General features: G+C 53.6%; 16 protein-coding genes and 1 pseudogene. 5 read left to right on the top strand and 12 right to left on the bottom strand.

Features of this window, described 5'->3' with window-relative positions; all coding sequences use genetic code 11:
* Positions 1 to 20: 20 nt before the first annotated feature.
* Together LCD46_19775 and LCD46_19770 are read left to right on the top strand one after the other, a co-directional pair.
* Positions 21 to 1,352, top strand: a pseudogene (locus LCD46_19775) (amino acid permease).
* A gap of 20 nt (positions 1,353 to 1,372) precedes the next feature.
* The gene (locus LCD46_19770) at positions 1,373 to 2,677 is read left to right on the top strand and encodes a serine dehydratase subunit alpha family protein (GenBank protein UOY70249.1); all 1,305 of its coding nucleotides are present in this window, start codon (positions 1,373 to 1,375) and stop codon (positions 2,675 to 2,677) included.
* 32 nt (positions 2,678 to 2,709) lie between these two features.
* Here LCD46_19770 and LCD46_19765 read toward each other — a convergent pair whose 3' ends face one another.
* Complete coding sequence (locus LCD46_19765) at positions 2,710 to 3,411, bottom strand: pirin family protein (protein ID UOY70248.1); 702 nt, start codon at positions 3,409 to 3,411, stop codon at positions 2,710 to 2,712.
* 104 nt (positions 3,412 to 3,515) lie between these two features.
* Here LCD46_19765 and LCD46_19760 point away from each other — a divergent pair, with 104 nt between their 5' ends.
* Complete coding sequence (locus tag LCD46_19760; GenBank protein ID UOY70247.1) at positions 3,516 to 4,418, top strand: LysR family transcriptional regulator; 903 nt, start codon at positions 3,516 to 3,518, stop codon at positions 4,416 to 4,418.
* 41 nt (positions 4,419 to 4,459) lie between these two features.
* Here LCD46_19760 and LCD46_19755 read toward each other — a convergent pair whose 3' ends face one another.
* The 11 genes from LCD46_19755 to LCD46_19705 form a co-directional block, all read right to left on the bottom strand.
* Entirely contained in the window at positions 4,460 to 4,825 is a 366-nt protein-coding gene (locus LCD46_19755) for a DUF805 domain-containing protein (GenBank protein ID UOY70246.1), read from the bottom strand.
* Positions 4,826 to 4,932: 107 nt separating this feature from the next.
* The gene (locus tag LCD46_19750; GenBank protein ID UOY70245.1) at positions 4,933 to 5,919 is read right to left on the bottom strand and encodes a glutathione S-transferase family protein; all 987 of its coding nucleotides are present in this window, start codon (positions 5,917 to 5,919) and stop codon (positions 4,933 to 4,935) included.
* Between the two features lie 74 nt (positions 5,920 to 5,993).
* Positions 5,994 to 6,386 carry a DoxX family protein gene (locus LCD46_19745; GenBank protein ID UOY70244.1) on the bottom strand — a complete coding sequence of 131 codons (393 nt, stop codon included), beginning with the start codon at positions 6,384 to 6,386 and terminating at the stop codon, positions 5,994 to 5,996.
* A 221-nt stretch (positions 6,387 to 6,607) separates the two neighbouring features.
* Positions 6,608 to 6,904 carry a YqjK-like family protein gene (locus LCD46_19740; GenBank protein ID UOY70243.1) on the bottom strand — a complete coding sequence of 99 codons (297 nt, stop codon included), beginning with the start codon at positions 6,902 to 6,904 and terminating at the stop codon, positions 6,608 to 6,610.
* The gene (locus LCD46_19735; protein ID UOY70242.1) at positions 6,901 to 7,299 is read right to left on the bottom strand and encodes a phage holin family protein; all 399 of its coding nucleotides are present in this window, start codon (positions 7,297 to 7,299) and stop codon (positions 6,901 to 6,903) included. Before LCD46_19735 ends, LCD46_19740 begins: the two co-directional genes overlap by 4 nt.
* Before the next feature lie 2 nt (positions 7,300 to 7,301).
* Complete coding sequence (locus LCD46_19730; GenBank protein ID UOY70241.1) at positions 7,302 to 7,607, bottom strand: YqjD family protein; 306 nt, start codon at positions 7,605 to 7,607, stop codon at positions 7,302 to 7,304.
* Positions 7,608 to 7,636: 29 nt separating this feature from the next.
* The gene (locus LCD46_19725) at positions 7,637 to 8,005 is read right to left on the bottom strand and encodes a DUF1090 domain-containing protein (protein UOY70240.1); all 369 of its coding nucleotides are present in this window, start codon (positions 8,003 to 8,005) and stop codon (positions 7,637 to 7,639) included.
* 143 nt (positions 8,006 to 8,148) lie between these two features.
* Positions 8,149 to 8,532 (bottom strand): EnvZ/OmpR regulon moderator MzrA, encoded by a 384-nt coding sequence (gene mzrA, locus LCD46_19720; protein UOY70239.1) that lies wholly within the window; start codon positions 8,530 to 8,532, stop codon positions 8,149 to 8,151.
* 2 nt (positions 8,533 to 8,534) lie between these two features.
* Entirely contained in the window at positions 8,535 to 9,197 is a 663-nt protein-coding gene (locus LCD46_19715) for a DedA family protein (protein UOY70238.1), read from the bottom strand.
* A 343-nt stretch (positions 9,198 to 9,540) separates the two neighbouring features.
* On the bottom strand, positions 9,541 to 10,317 hold the full coding sequence (exuR, locus tag LCD46_19710; protein ID UOY70237.1) for a transcriptional regulator ExuR: 777 nt from the start codon (positions 10,315 to 10,317) through the stop codon (positions 9,541 to 9,543).
* Between the two features lie 117 nt (positions 10,318 to 10,434).
* Complete coding sequence (locus LCD46_19705; protein ID UOY70236.1) at positions 10,435 to 11,733, bottom strand: MFS transporter; 1,299 nt, start codon at positions 11,731 to 11,733, stop codon at positions 10,435 to 10,437.
* A gap of 477 nt (positions 11,734 to 12,210) precedes the next feature.
* On the opposite strand from LCD46_19705, the gene uxaC reads away from it, so the two are divergent.
* Positions 12,211 to 13,623: a glucuronate isomerase gene (gene uxaC, locus LCD46_19700; GenBank protein UOY70235.1), complete on the top strand. Its 1,413-nt coding sequence runs from the start codon at positions 12,211 to 12,213 to the stop codon at positions 13,621 to 13,623.
* A 17-nt stretch (positions 13,624 to 13,640) separates the two neighbouring features.
* Entirely contained in the window at positions 13,641 to 15,128 is a 1,488-nt protein-coding gene (locus LCD46_19695; protein ID UOY70234.1) for an altronate dehydratase family protein, read from the top strand.
* Positions 15,129 to 15,168: the final 40 nt, after the last annotated feature.

Here is a 15,168-nt window from a genome sequence, read left to right as displayed (position 1 = left end):
ACAAAATAAGCGAGTGCCCAATGGATACGGCAACAAACAGCAGTGTGATTGTGAATGATTCCCCGGCGGCAAGACGGGCGGGAATGCGTGAAAGCGAATGGCAAGAGGCGATTAAATTCGACAGCACCGACACAGGTTGGGTCATCATGAGTATCGGGATGGCTATCGGAGCGGGGATTGTTTTTCTCCCGGTACAGGTAGGATTAATGGGGCTGTGGGTCTTTTTACTTTCCTCGATTATTGGTTATCCGGCCATGTATCTGTTCCAGCGTCTGTTTATTAATACGCTGGCCGAATCCCCGGAATGCAAAGATTACCCGAGCGTCATTAGCGGTTATTTAGGTAAAAATTGGGGCATCTTATTAGGCGCGCTCTATTTCGTGATGCTGGTGATCTGGATGTTTGTCTATTCCACGGCCATCACCAACGACAGCGCCTCGTATTTACATACCTTTGGTGTCACAGACACTCTGCTTTCGGAAAACCCGTTCTATGGTTTATTCCTGATCTGCATTCTGGTTGCCATTTCGTCGCGCGGTGAACAACTGCTGTTTAAAGTATCCAGCCTGATGGTGCTGACCAAATTATTCGTGGTTGCCGCGCTGGGGCTGTCAATGATGGGTCTTTGGCATTTAGCCAATGTCGGCATGCTGCCTCCAATGGGCCTGCTGATTAAAAACGCCATTATTACGCTGCCTTTTACATTAACGTCGATTCTCTTTATTCAGACCTTAAGTCCGATGGTCATCTCCTATCGTTAACGGGAAAAATCGGTTGAAGTGGCGCGGCACAAAGCATTACGGGCAATGAATATTGCTTTTGGCGTGCTGTTTGTGACGGTCTTTTTCTATGCTGTCTCCTTCACGCTGGCAATGGGCCACGATGAGGCGGTAAAAGCTTACGAACAGAATATTTCTGCCCTGGCGATCGCGGCGCAGTTTATCAGTGGTGATGGTGCAGGCTGGGTCAAGATTGTCAGCGTGATCCTGAATATCTTTGCCGTAATGACCGCATTCTTCGGGGTCTATCTCGGCTTTCGCGAGGCTACGCAGGGTATCGTGATGAACATCCTGCGCCGCAAAATACCGGCAGAAAAAATCAATGAAAACCACGTTCAGCGCGGCATTATGCTGTTCGCTATCCTGCTGGCCTGGAGCGCAATTGTATTAAACGCGCCGGTGCTGAGTTTCACCTCTATTTGTAGCCCCATCTTCGGCATGGTGGGCTGCCTAATCCCTGCATGGCTGGTCTACAAAGTCCCGGCGCTGCACAAATATAAAGGCGTATCGCTGGTGATCATTGTCATCACCGGGTTGCTGCTTTGTGTTTCTCCTTTCCTCGCATTCTCCTGAGGGTAAATAAGGTCGTAACGATGTCTGAGCAAACTCAAACTTTATGGAAGCAATTTATTCGCACGGTGCAGGAAGAAGTTAAACCTGCACTTGGGTGTACCGAACCGGTGTCTCTGGCGCTGGCCTGCGCGATTGCTGCGGCGTATCTGCCGGGTGACGTCACGCAGATTGAGGCGTGGGTATCACCGAATCTGATGAAAAACGGGCTTGGCGTGACGGTGCCGGGCACCGGCATGGTCGGGTTACCCATTGCGGCGGCGCTGGGGGCCATTGGCGGCAACGCGCAGGCCGGGCTGGAGGTGTTGAAAGATGTCACTGCCGATGCGCTGTCACGTGCTAAAGCTCTGCTGGATGCAGGTCAGGTGCAGGTGAAACTGCAGGCGCCGTGCGATGAAATTCTTTACTCCAGAGCCTGCGTTTACGCCGGGAATTCCTCGGCAATGGTGACTATCGCTGGTGGACATACGCGAGTAGTGGAGGTGGTTTGCCAGGGGACAACGCGCTTTGCGCTTGACGATCGGCAAGGCGAAGTGAGTGACGATCCGCTGGCGGTGCTGTCAAACACTACGCTGTCGCAGATCCTTGAGTTTGTAGAACACGTTCCGTTTGAGGCTATCCGTTTTATCCTGGAGGCCGGAAAGTTGAATGATGCCCTCTCCCGTGAAGGGCTCAGCGGGAAGTGGGGGCTGCACATTGGCGCAACACTCAATAAACAGCGCTCGCGTGGGTGGATGGCGCAGGATCTGGGGTCGGACATTGTTATCCGCACCAGCGCGGCATCCGACGCCAGGATGGGCGGTGCGACGCTACCTGCGATGAGCAATTCAGGATCCGGGAATCAGGGGATCACTGCTACCCTGCCGGTAGTGGTCGTCGCTGAACACGTTCAGGCTGATGACGAACGACTCGCACGAGCCCTGATGTTGTCACATCTTTCGGCAATCTACATTCATTCCCAGCTTCCACGTTTGTCGGCACTGTGTGCGGCTACCACGGCAGCGATGGGGGCTGCGGCAGGAATGGCCTGGCTGTTGGGCGGAAGCTACCAGACTATCTCAATGGCGATTGGCAGTATGATCGGTGACGTCAGCGGGATGATCTGCGATGGGGCGTCTAACAGCTGCGCCATGAAGGTTTCTACCAGCGTGGCAAGTAGCTGGAAAGCGGTGATGATGGCGCTGGATGATTCTGCTGTGACGGGAAATGAAGGGATCGTGGCGCACGATGTAGAGCAGTCAATAGTGAACTTGTGCGCGCTGGCGTGCCGCTCAATGCAGGCAACGGATCAGCAAATTATTGAGATTATGGCGAGCAAAGTGTCGTGAATTTTCCCCCCTCTCTTCAGAGGGGGAATATATTACACTGGCAAATCAATCAACAGCGCGCGCAGTGGTGTATCAGCAACCAGCGTGATATTCGCTTCATCACGAATAAACGCCCCGTCACCACAGGTGAGCGCTTCTTTCTCTTCCGTGTGCGTCACCGCATGCACCGTGCCGTGAATTGACTGCAGATAGGCGCGCGGGCCATGCAGCTGGAAGCTTGCCTGTTCGCCTTTCTTCAGTTCAATGTGATGCAGCCATACCTGCTGACGCAGTTGCAGGCTGCCTTTACTACCGTCCGGGGAGGCAATCAGCTGCTGCTTATCGCCCGTCAGGTCAACCTTCTGTACCGGTGGATTTTCCCGCTCCGGACAGGCATCGAGCCAGAGTTGCATACGGGTCAGCGTCTTCTCTTTGCTGAGGTTATGCTCGCTGTAGCTGATGCCTGGCTGCGTGGAAATCAACAACGCTTCGCCAGCCTTTGCCTGGACATGATTGCCCTCGCTATCGCGGTATTCTGCCTCGCCTTCCAGGATCAGGTTCAGGATATCGACTTTCGGATACGTACGCGGCTGGAAGGAGGCGCCCGGGGCGAGCACTTCCTGATTTAACACGCGCAATGAAGCGTAACCGAGGAGTTTCGGGTCAAAGTAGTGTCCAAAGGAAAAGGTGTAGCGGGCCTGCAGCCAACCGAAATCGGCTTGTCCGCACTGTTTAGCTGTTCTTGTCGTAATCATAAACTTGACCTCTCTTTACACTAAAACAATGGTAAAGGTATGGACGCTTCATTGTTAGCCAGATATTCTGCCGGGTATGTTCAAATTTCCTGAATGAGAACGAGATGGCTAAAGAGAGAGCATTGACGCTTGAGGCGCTTCGCGTCATGGACGCGATTGACCGACGTGGCAGTTTTGCGGCGGCGGCAGATGAACTGGGTCGCGTTCCGTCTGCGCTAAGCTACACCATGCAGAAGCTGGAGGAAGAGCTGGACGTGGTGCTGTTTGACCGCTCCGGTCATCGAACAAAATTCACCAACGTTGGGCGGATGCTGCTGGAGCGCGGTCGTGTCCTGCTGGAAGCGGCGGACAAGCTGACGACGGATGCCGAAGCACTGGCACGAGGCTGGGAAACCCATCTGACGCTGGTCACTGAAGCACTGGTCCCCACTGAAGCACTGTTTCCGCTGGTGGACCGCCTCGCAGATAAGGCGAATACCCAGCTGTCGATCATTACTGAGGTACTGGCAGGTGCTTGGGAGCGTCTGGAGACGGGCAGGGCGGATATCGTTATTGCCCCGGACATGCACTTCCGTTCCTCGTCGGAAATCAACTCCCGCAAGCTCTACAGCGTGATGAACGTCTATGTCGCTGCACCCAATCACCCGATCCATCAGGAGCCTGAGCCGCTCTCTGAAGTGACGCGCGTGAAGTATCGCGGCGTGGCGGTAGCGGATACCGCACGTGAACGTCCGGTGCTAACGGTGCAACTGCTGGATAAACAACCTCGTTTGACGGTGACTTCACTGGAAGATAAACGGCAGGCGCTGCTGGCTGGCCTGGGCGTGGCGACCATGCCGTACCCGTTTGTCGAAAAAGACATTGCAGAAGGTCGGCTGCGCGTTGTCAGCCCGGAATATAGCCACGAGGTGGATATCATTATGGCGTGGCGTCGCGATAGCATGGGCGAAGCCAAATCATGGTGTTTACGCGAAATCCCGAAGCTTTTCGCTCATTATAATAAATAGATCTGTAGGCCCGGTAAGCGCAAGCGCCACCGGGCATTGAATCAGGCATTGAGTTTAGGGTCGGCACCAAAGCGGTTTTCGCCTGGCGTGCCGCTCTGACAGTTGAAGATCAAAATGACAATCCAGCCCACAACCGGGATCAACAGCAGCAGTAACCACCACGCTGAACGATCGGTATCGTGTAGTCGGCGGAACTGTACGGCCCAGGAGGGCAACAGAATAAATATGCCGTAAATGGAGGTGAGAACACCTTCCCCGCTTGCCCGCTCCCAACCCAGAATTTTATCCACAATCCCCAGTACCAGGATGAGGATGAAGTTCACCAGAACGAACATCCAGTACTCTTTACGGCGCGCACGGCCACCAAATCCAATGTAGTTACGCAGTACTTTTAAATACCAGTCCATTTTTCCCTGCCTCTGTAATCGGTCAATCACTTGTTTTCTAAGCGATCGAGATAAGGATAGATGGAGATTGTGAATTAAAAAAGGGCATCAATTGATGCCCTTAATATTTAGCTGAAACGAACGTCACGACCGTGCGGTTCATTCAGATCCTGCCACGGGCCAATGGAGATAATGCCCGTTGGGTTGATGGTCTTATGGCTGCGGTAGTAGTGGGTGCGAATATGGTCAAAATCGACCGTTTCGGCAATACCCGGTGTCTGGTAAATGTCACGCAGGAAGCCATACAGGTTCAGGTAGTCGCTGATGCGGTGCTTATCGCATTTAAAGTGGGTGACATACACCGGATCAAAGCGCACGAGGGTAGTCCACAGACGAATATCCGTTTCCGTCAGCTGGTTGCCTGTCAGGTAGCGATGCTGACCGAGCAGTTGTTCCAGACGTGCCAGCGATTCAAACACTTTCCCGACCGCTTCGTCATACGCTTCCTGGCTGGTGGCAAAACCGGCCTTGTAGACACCGTTATTGACGTTGTCGTAAATCCAGCTGTTCAGCTCATCAATTTTCTCACGCAGTTCTACCGGGTAATAATCTCCGGCGCGAGCGCCATGGGCATCAAACGCGGTGTTGAACATGCGGATAATCTCCGCAGACTCATTGCTGACGATTGTCTGGTTTTTCTTGTCCCACAATACCGGAACGGTAACGCGCCCGGTGTAGTGCGGATCGGCACGCAGATACAGTTGGTACAGGAAATCGTGGTGATAGAGATCGTCCCCCGTTGCTGCAGGGAAATCGGCGTCAAACGTCCAGCCATTTTCCAGCATCAGCGGGTTCACCACCGAAACGGGAATTAAAGACTCAAGGCCTTTAAGCTTGCGCACAATCAGCGTGCGGTGCGCCCACGGACAGGCGAGTGAAACATAAAGATGGTAACGATCTTTCTCGGCCGCAAAACCGCCTTCGCCGCTCGGGCCTGGGGCACCATCGGCAGTCAGCCAGTTACGGAAGGCGGAAACTGAGCGCTTGAAGCGGCCTCCGGTAGATTTGGTGTCATACCAGACATCCTGCCAGATGCCGTCTACGAGTTGTCCCATTTTTTTCTCCTCCGTCAGATAGCAAAAGCGAGGAGATATCTCCTCGCTTTGTGTTCATTCAGTATAGCGTGTGCTTACCATTTCTTGTTCAGAACGCGGTCGATGCTGTATGCGCCCGGACCAGTGACGGCCAGCAGCAGGAAGCCACCCGCGATGGTCAGGTTTTTCATGAACATCAGAGAGTTCACGCCTTCCGCAAAGTTGCTGTGGAAGATAAACGCTGTCAGCACGGTAAAGCCTGCGGTAAACAACGCGGTGGTACGGGTCAGGAAGCCGAACAGCACTGCCAGACCGCCGCCGAACTCAAGCAAAATGGTCAGTGGCAGCAGGAACCCCGGCACGCCCATGGCTTCCATATACTGCTGGGTACCCGCATAACCGGTGATTTTGCCCCAACCTGCCACGATGAACAGAATTGGCATCAGAATACGCGCGACCAGTACACCAACATCTTCTAATTTTTTCATTTTATTCTCCAGGAAACCACATGAGCGGCTGAACATTATTTGTCTGCAATTCCGCGTAGATACCGCGGCGTTGCTGTCGATGGAGAGGATAATAAACGGGGCGGGTAGGAATTGTTAGCAAGGAAAACTGTCAATCTTTTTCAAAGATATTGAGTAAGGGGGAGGGGGCGAAATTTTGCCGGGTAAGCCGGGTAAAGCGTAGCCGCCACCCGGCGAGAAGGCTACCGCAGCTGCTGCTGGCGTAGCGTTGCTTTCACCAGACGCCAGGCGCTCCAGACTCCAAAGCCCCGACGTGTCCAGCGAATGAGCTTACTTGGGTGACGAACGCCCCAGATAGCCATAATGCTGGTGCCGACCAGCGCCCAGGAACGAACGTTCAGGAAGGTATTCCAGCCACGATCGAGCGGACGCGTTGCCTCGATCCAGTCGCGGCGGCTGGCTGACAGATCCAGCCTCTGCTGCTGGATCTGGCTTAACAGAAATGCTTTACGTTTCTGGCGTTCGGCTTTGTCGCTCACGGCTTGTCATCCTCCAGCAGGGCGCGATCGTTAGCCAGCTCCTGGCGCGTATGACGCAGGAAAGTGGATTTGCGTGCTTTACGCAGTGTCCATACCCCGCCAATCAACGCTGCCAGCAGCAGGACAACGGTGGTGGCAATCATCGCGTTAAGACGATACTGCGGGTCAATGGCCCAGATGATGAGTACCATCAGGCTCATCAGGCCGAACGCGGCGAAGAGCATGGTCAGTCCGAGCATCAGCAGCATCTGGAAGAGGTTTGCTTTCTCCTCTTCCAGCTCAACGACGGCCAGTCGGATGCGGGTTTCGGCAATGCCGACCAGCGTAGTTAAAATACGCTGGCCGATGCCGAGGACGTTTTTAGCAGGCCCTTGTGCGTGACGAGGATCTTCCATAATCAACGACGCGTGAGCAGGACACCCAGCACCACACCTACCGCGGCACCAATACCTACGCCCGTCCAGGGATTATCCCGAACATATTCATCAGCACGAGCAGCGGCTTCGCGAGTTTGTTTCGCCAGCGCGTCACCCGTTTCACCCAGACGATGGCGGCTCTCTTTCAGCGCTTGTTCCGCTTTGCTACGCAGTTTGCTCACTTCTTCCTTGGATTTATCGGCGGAGGAGTTCAGCACCTCTTCCAGAGTGTCGGCCAGGGATTTCAGTTCAGCGCGCAGATTTTCAGACGTCGTATCTTTTGACATGATTTTCTCCTGTTGAGATTTCCGTTAACTCAATAATCGCGAGCTTCCAGCGCTTTCAGGTCATCCTGCGCTTCTTTCAACTTCTTCTCGCGCTTAGCAATTTTTTCCGCATCCCCTTTCTCTTTCGCTTCCTGCAGGTCGCGACGGCGCTCGGCTATCTCGTCCTTCTGTTCAGCGATTTTTTTCTGGTGATCGGCACGTAGCTTGCTGTCTGAACAGTTCGCTTTCACTTCGCTCAGCGCTTTTTTAAGACCCTCAACACGATGGTGATTGTTATGCTTTTCGGCATAACCGATCTCACGCTGAATATCCTGTTCTTTCTCCTGGCAGAGAGCGTTTGCGAAGGATGCTGTGCTTAAAGAAAAAAGGGCCAGAGCCAGAGTCATGCGGAATTTCATTATCGAAACCTTCCATTGTGTTGCGGCGTAAGCCGCTATCCAAAGTTATGCGGAGTACATTTGAGGGGTGCTCCGCGTACTTAAGCATAGTAAGTAAACGGGGGATTCACCAAAGTGAGTGAAAAGATTCGGAATCCTGGAAATTATCCAAGCCGATGCGACGTATCACGAATCAATGATAACCAGGCTGTATGCTGGCTGTCATCTTCCTGCTGGGCAATGATATATCCTTGCGGCAGCGTTCGGTCGAGAACCACTTTTGCGGCGGCACTTTGCGCACGAGAATCAAACGTGATCAGTAAAACATCATCCTTCGGTGTGATGCTCTTGAAGCGGATCCCGTTCGCATCCAGATGATGCCAGACGGAAAAACCGTCTGGCACACTGGCACCCTGATTGACCGGACGAATGGCCAGCGTAGACTCCTGATGCGAAAGCGCGCTCCAGACCAGAAGCATGGCACTAATAAGCACCAGGGCGATCAGGGCGTATGCACAACGACGCAGGGAGAGCGCGGAGATAACCATTGTTAGCTCCTGGCTCCGTATTTTTTCTTCCACAGGACAACCAGTGAACCGATCAGACCGAAGACCAGCAGAACAACGGGCAGCAGCATCAGGCACGACATCAGTTGATCTTCATACTTCATGAAGACGGGGGTTTTACCCAGAGCATAACCCAGCGTTGTCAGGATCAGAACCCATAGCAGACCGCTCATCCAGTTAAAGAACTGGAAGCGTGTGCTGCTCAATCCGGAAAGACCTGCAATGGTTGGCAACAGAGTGCGTACAAAGGCGATAAAGCGGCCAATCAGCAGCGCGGAGAGCCCGTGCTTATGGAAAAGGTGGTGCGCTCGCTGGTGATAATGGGCAGGAAGATGAGAGAGCCAGTTCTGCACGAGCCTGGTATTGCCCAGCCATCGTCCCTGGATGTAACTCACCCAGCAGCCGAGGCTTGCGGCGACGGTCAGGAGTAAAATAGTTTGTGGAAACGCCATTGCCCCTTTGGCGCACAGCACGCCGACAAGCACCAGCAAGCTGTCACCAGGTAAAAAGGCGGCAGGCAGCAAACCGTTCTCAAGGAACAGGATCATAAACAAGACAAAATAGAGCATGCCAATCATGGAAGGGTTGGCCAGCGTTTCAAAATCCTGTGCCCAGAGGGCATGCAGTAGTTGGGTCAAAAGTTCCATTCAGTGTTCCTGGAAATCGGTTAACGTCACGCCTGTTATCCGGGATAAACAGCACGGCGACATTGTTGTGATTTCATTATGGTCGCTCGCGGACACATTGCGGTGTGGCCAACACTGTTCCCTGTTAATTGGCTGGTTAGCAAGCACTAACTTACAAAATAAGGAATTGAATCCAATTGTAACAAAGCCCAACGGTCTGCGTCACAGAATTTGCGGGGTGGGATGATTTTGGCGCAAGCCCAGGAAGTGAGCGAGGGGATTTACAAAGGCTGACACTATATATGTTTTGCTTACCCACTGAAGCCGGAAGGCGCAACGAAGCGCCTGCCAGCGAAAAGGCGATCTATTTTGCGCCACTGGATGCAGTATCGAGATGAACGACGGGATTATCGGCAAAAAGATAGCGGTCAGCGTTAAATTCAAAGTCGTCGCTGGTTTCATTGAACAGCATCAGCTTCGTGTTTTCCAGGTGCTGCCACATCGCCAGTTTTGCGGCATGCGGGTCTTTACGAATCAGCGCCTTAAGGATTTGATCGTGATCGTCACACCAGTTGTCGACAGTGCGGGAATCAATATGGTCGTGAAGTTTCTTCCAGTACGGGTTGTGAACGCGCTGAGTCCACATTTTCTCAACGATTGCCGCCAGCGCCGTATTTTGAGTTGCCAGGGCAACCTGAACGTGGAACTGCAGATCCCACTCTGAATCCCGGAAACATTTTTCCTTACGGGCATTCTCCTGGATTTCCATCAACTTCATGATGTCCTGCTTGGTCACCTGCGTCGCGGCAAATTCCGCAATATTGCTTTCGATCAGCTGGCGAGCCTGGAGCAGCTCAAACGGACCATAGCTGGCGAACTCCAGACTTTCGTCTGCGACCGGAGAGTGTTTCGGCTGATTAGAAATCACGTGAATGCCGGAGCCTTTGCGTACCTCAACGTAGCCTTCCACTTCCAGCATGATAATCGCTTCGCGGACAACGGTACGGCTCACGCTTTTTTCATCAGCAATGAAGCGCTCGGCGGGGAGTTTATCACCGACAAGATAGACACCTTGCTCGATACGATCTTTCAGCTCGGCAGCAAGTTGCTGATATAAACGACGTGGTTCGGTGATTTCCATATGCGCTCCAGGCAGGGTACGGCGGATGATTTGTTATACCACTTTTACGTGCCAGTCTCCAGATTTCGCCATGAAAAAAGCCGCCCGAAGGCGGCTTCTTTGATGTGAGATTTTTTACTAACTTTGTGTTGCCGGATTCCCAAGGGACTCTTTCGCCAGCTCCTCGGCTGACTTACTTTTCAGCACCGTCCAGATAACCACCGCACCCATCAGGTCGAAAATAGCCAGTACGGCGAACAGCGGGCTGAAGCCGATGGTATCTGCCAGCGCACCCACCACCAGTGCGAACATCGTACTTGCGGTCCAGGCTGCCATACCGGTCAGGCCGTTTGCTGTAGCGACTTCGTTACGACCGAAGACGTCAGAGGAAAGCGTAATCAGCGCACCGGACAGTGACTGGTGAGCAAAACCACCAATGCACAGCAGGGCGATAGCCACATATGGGCTGGTGAACAGACCGATCATGCCCGGGCCAATCATCAGCAGCGCACCCATGGTCACGACCATTTTACGGGAAACAATCAGGTTCACGCCAAACCAGCGCTGGAACAGCGGTGGCAGGTAACCCCCCACGATACAGCCCAGGTCAGCAAACAGCATCGGCATCCAGGCGAACATCGCGATCTCTTTCAGGTTAAAGCCGTAGACTTTGAACATGAACAGCGGGATCCACGCGTTAAAGGTCCCCCAGGCCGGTTCAGCCAGGAAACGCGGCAGGGCGATACCCCAGAACTGACGGGTGCCCAGGATCTGCCAGACAGACATTTTTTTGCCGTTGTTGGTCTGATGCTGCGCTTCCTGACCACCAATAATGTAGTCACGCTCTTCTTCAGACAGTTTTTTCTGATCGCGCGGATGCTTATAGAAAACCAGCCACGCCATTGCCCAGGCAAAACTCAGCACGCCAGAAATGATGAACGCCATTTGCCAGCTGTGCATCACGATAGCCCACACCACCAGCGGTGGCGCAATCATCGCACCGATGGACGAGCCCACGTTGAAGTAACCGACTGCAATGGAACGCTCTTTCGCCGGGAACCACTCGGAGCTGGCTTTCAGCCCAGCGGGGATCATCGCGGCTTCTGCCGCACCGACCGCACCACGCGCTACTGCCAAACCGCCCCAACTGCCAGCTAGCGCGGTTGCACCGCAGAACACCGCCCAGGCGATAGCGAAGAAGGCATAACCGATTTTGGTACCGAGAATATCCAGCACATAGCCAGCAACAGGCTGCATGATGGTATAAGCCGCGGAATAGGCGGCAATGATGTAGGAGTATTGCTGCGTGGAGATATGCAGCTCTTCCATCAACGTTGGCGCTGCAGCTGCCACGGTGTTACGCGTCAGGTAGCCCAGCACGGTGCCTAACGTCACCAGTGCGATCATATACCAACGTAACCCTTTAATTTTACGCATCTAAAACCTCATCTTTATGTTATTTCCGCGCCAGAGCACGGCAACGTCTCAACCGTTTCCGGGAGCAGTTGTGTAACGGGAGGGGCGTAACCGGGAGAATGTCCCGGAACGGCCCGAACCTTGCCATAAGTAAGCGTGCATAAGTCGGTATCCGTACCGTTAAACCCGATGCCCCTCACATCGGTAATGCATTCCGTCGGCTGAGTGTTTGCGACGGCGAAAAAGATAACTTGTCATACAACTTCAAAAGGTGAGTGACATCACAAATGTATGATTCTTTGTAGGGACATTATCCGTTGCGCGCAAAGCCAGTTATGGTGCGGCCTGGAGAGGGGTTTACTTCATTTGGGGTAATTTATTTGTTGACGTTTATTGATCTCACTCACGAAAAAAGCTTCGGTTGATGGAAATTGGTGTGATAACTTTGCAGCATATGAACATACGCTTTCTGACGCTCCCGTTACGAGGAAGACGATAATGACGCCGTTTATGACCGAAGATTTTCTGTTAGATACTGAATTTGCCCGCCGCCTGTACCACGACTACGCCAAAGACCAGCCAATTTTCGACTACCACTGCCATTTGCCCCCGCAGCAGGTTGCCGAAAATTACCGTTTCAAAAATCTGTATGACATCTGGCTGAAAGGTGACCACTACAAATGGCGCGCGATGCGTACCAATGGTGTGGCTGAACGTCTGTGTACTGGCGATGCGACTGACCGTGAGAAGTTTGACGCATGGGCAGCGACGGTTCCGCATACCATCGGCAACCCGCTATATCACTGGACGCACCTTGAACTGCGTCGTCCATTTGGCATTACGGGTAAGCTGCTTTCCCCGACAACGGCGGATGAAATCTGGAATCAGTGCAACACGCTGCTGGCGCAGGAGCAATTTTCTGCGCGCGGTATCATGAAGCAGATGAATGTGAAGATGGTGGGTACGACCGACGATCCGATTGACTCTCTGGAGCACCACGCCGCGATCGCCAAAGACACCGCGTTTGATATCAAAGTGCTGCCAAGCTGGCGTCCGGATAAAGCCTTCAACATCGAGCAGGCTACCTTCAACGACTACATGGCGAAGCTGGCGGAAGTCTCTGATACCGACATTCGTCGTTTCGCAGACCTGCAAACCGCGCTGACCAAACGTCTGGACCACTTTGCCGCGCACGGCTGTAAAGTCTCTGACCACGCGCTGGACGTCGTGCTGTTTGCAGAATCAAACGAAGCCGAGCTGGATAGCATCCTGGCACGTCGCTTGTCCGGTGAATCCCTGAACGAACACCAGGTTGCTCAGTTCAAAACGGCGGTACTGGTATTCCTCGGCGCAGAATATGCCCGTCGCGGCTGGGTACAGCAGTACCACATTGGTGCACTGCGTAATAATAACCAGCGCCAGTTCAAGCTGCTGGGCGCGGATGTGGGCTTCGACTCCATCAACGATCGTCCGCTGGCAGAAGAGCTGTCTAAGTTGCTGAGCAAGCAGAACGAACAAAACCTGCTGCCAAAAACCATTCTCTACTGCCTGAACCCGCGCGATAACGAAGTGTTGGGCACCATGGTCGGCAACTTCCAGGGGGAAGGGATGCCGGGCAAGATGCAGTTCGGCTCCGGCTGGTGGTTCAACGACCAGAAAGACGGCATGGAGCGTCAGATGACGCAGCTGGCGCAGCTTGGCCTGTTAAGCCGCTTTGTTGGCATGCTGACCGACAGCCGCAGCTTCCTCTCCTATACCCGTCATGAATATTTCCGCCGCATTCTGTGCCAGATGATTGGTCGCTGGGTTCACGCAGGCGAAGCGCCGGCAGATATCCAGTTGCTGGGTGAAATGGTGAGAAACATCTGCTTTAACAATGCGCGTGACTACTTCGCCATTGAACTGAACTAAGGCTGTTTGAGGTTGATATGCAATACATCAAAATCCATTCGCTGGATAACGTTGCCGTAGCGCTGGCAGATCTGACCGAGGGGACGAAAGTCACTTTTGATAATCAGTCGGTCACGTTACGCCAGGCCATTGGACGCGGACATAAATTTGCCCTGACCCCCATCGCTAAAGGGGAGAACGTGGTGAAGTATGGTTTGCCGATTGGTCATGCGCTCGCGGATATTGTGCCGGGTGAATACATTCATTCTCACAATACCCGTACTAATCTGAGCGATCTGGACGAGTACAGCTATCAACCTGATTTACCCGCGAAAGAGAGTCAGGCGGCGGATCGTGAAGTGCAGATCTACCGTCGCACCAGTGGTGAAGTGGGGATCCGCAATGAGCTGTGGATCCTCCCTACCGTCGGTTGCGTGAATGGGATTGCACGTCAAATTCAGACCCGCTTTCTGAAAGAGACCAATAATGCTGAAGGCACCGATGGCGTACATCTATTCAGCCATACTTACGGCTGCTCACAGCTCGGCGACGACCATATCAACACGCGCACCATGCTGCAAAATATGGTGCGCCATCCGAATGCCGGTGCGGTGCTGGTGATCGGTCTGGGGTGCGAAAACAATCAGGTCGATGCCTTCCGTGAGACGCTGGGCGTGTTTGACCCTGAGCGCGTACATTTTATGGTATGCCAGCACCAGGATGACGAAGTGGAAGCGGGTATTGAGCAACTCCACCAGCTGTATGAGGTGATGCGCCACGACAAACGCGAGCCGGGCAAGTTGAGCGAGCTGAAGTTTGGTCTGGAGTGCGGCGGGTCTGATGGCCTGTCTGGTATCACCGCTAATCCGATGCTGGGCCGCTTCTCGGATTACGTGATCGCCAACGGCGGCACGACGGTACTGACAGAAGTGCCGGAAATGTTCGGTGCGGAACGTATTTTGATGAGCCACTGCCGTGACGAAGAGACGTTTGAAAAAACCGTCACCATGGTGAATGACTTTAAACAGTACTTCATCGCCCACAACCAGCCGATTTATGAGAACCCGTCGCCGGGTAACAAAGCGGGTGGTATCACCACGCTGGAAGAAAAATCTCTCGGCTGCACCCAGAAAGCGGGGGCCAGCCAGGTGGTGGACGTTCTGCGTTACGGTGAGCGGCTGAAAACGCACGGCCTAAACCTGCTGAGTGCACCGGGTAACGATGCCGTGGCAACCAGTGCGCTGGCCGGGGCTGGCTGTCATATGGTGCTGTTCAGTACGGGCCGAGGTACGCCATACGGTGGTTTTGTGCCAACAGTGAAAATCGCCACCAACAGCGAGCTGGCAGCAAAGAAAAAGCACTGGATCGACTTTGATGCCGGTCAGCTCATTCACGGCAAAGCGATGTCGTCATTGCTGACGGAGTTTGTGGATACAATCGTAGAATTTGCCAACGGCAAGCAGACCTGCAACGAGAAGAATGATTTCCGCGAGCTGGCGATCTTTAAGAGTGGTGTGACGCTGTAAGTAGAGTGCGGGCTGGTGCCCTCACCCTGGCCCTCTCCCA

Source organism: Enterobacter ludwigii (assembly GCA_023023105.1).
Lineage (GTDB): Bacteria > Pseudomonadota > Gammaproteobacteria > Enterobacterales > Enterobacteriaceae > Enterobacter > Enterobacter adelaidei.
The sequence above is the reverse complement of the archived record's forward strand: the minus strand, read 5'-3'. Positions and strand labels throughout refer to the sequence as shown.

Excerpts from the sequence above, each read along its gene's own strand:
- LCD46_19755 (UOY70246.1), bottom strand. The coding sequence starts at position 4,825 with ATGGACTGGTATTTAAAAGTACTGCGTAACTACATTGGATTTGGTGGC.
- LCD46_19765 (UOY70248.1), bottom strand. The coding sequence starts at position 3,411 with ATGATTACGACAAGAACAGCTAAACAGTGCGGACAAGCCGATTTCGGT.
- LCD46_19760 (UOY70247.1), top strand. The coding sequence starts at position 3,516 with ATGGCTAAAGAGAGAGCATTGACGCTTGAGGCGCTTCGCGTCATGGAC.
- LCD46_19705 (UOY70236.1), bottom strand. The coding sequence starts at position 11,733 with ATGCGTAAAATTAAAGGGTTACGTTGGTATATGATCGCACTGGTGACG.
- LCD46_19735 (UOY70242.1), bottom strand. The coding sequence starts at position 7,299 with ATGGAAGATCCTCGTCACGCACAAGGGCCTGCTAAAAACGTCCTCGGC.
- LCD46_19745 (UOY70244.1), bottom strand. The coding sequence starts at position 6,386 with ATGAAAAAATTAGAAGATGTTGGTGTACTGGTCGCGCGTATTCTGATG.
- LCD46_19730 (UOY70241.1), bottom strand. The coding sequence starts at position 7,607 with ATGTCAAAAGATACGACGTCTGAAAATCTGCGCGCTGAACTGAAATCC.
- LCD46_19715 (UOY70238.1), bottom strand. The coding sequence starts at position 9,197 with ATGGAACTTTTGACCCAACTACTGCATGCCCTCTGGGCACAGGATTTT.
- LCD46_19725 (UOY70240.1), bottom strand. The coding sequence starts at position 8,005 with ATGAAATTCCGCATGACTCTGGCTCTGGCCCTTTTTTCTTTAAGCACA.
- mzrA (UOY70239.1), bottom strand. The coding sequence starts at position 8,532 with ATGGTTATCTCCGCGCTCTCCCTGCGTCGTTGTGCATACGCCCTGATC.
- LCD46_19750 (UOY70245.1), bottom strand. The coding sequence starts at position 5,919 with ATGGGACAACTCGTAGACGGCATCTGGCAGGATGTCTGGTATGACACC.
- uxaC (UOY70235.1), top strand. The coding sequence starts at position 12,211 with ATGACGCCGTTTATGACCGAAGATTTTCTGTTAGATACTGAATTTGCC.
- LCD46_19695 (UOY70234.1), top strand. The coding sequence starts at position 13,641 with ATGCAATACATCAAAATCCATTCGCTGGATAACGTTGCCGTAGCGCTG.
- LCD46_19770 (UOY70249.1), top strand. The coding sequence starts at position 1,373 with ATGTCTGAGCAAACTCAAACTTTATGGAAGCAATTTATTCGCACGGTG.
- exuR (UOY70237.1), bottom strand. The coding sequence starts at position 10,317 with ATGGAAATCACCGAACCACGTCGTTTATATCAGCAACTTGCTGCCGAG.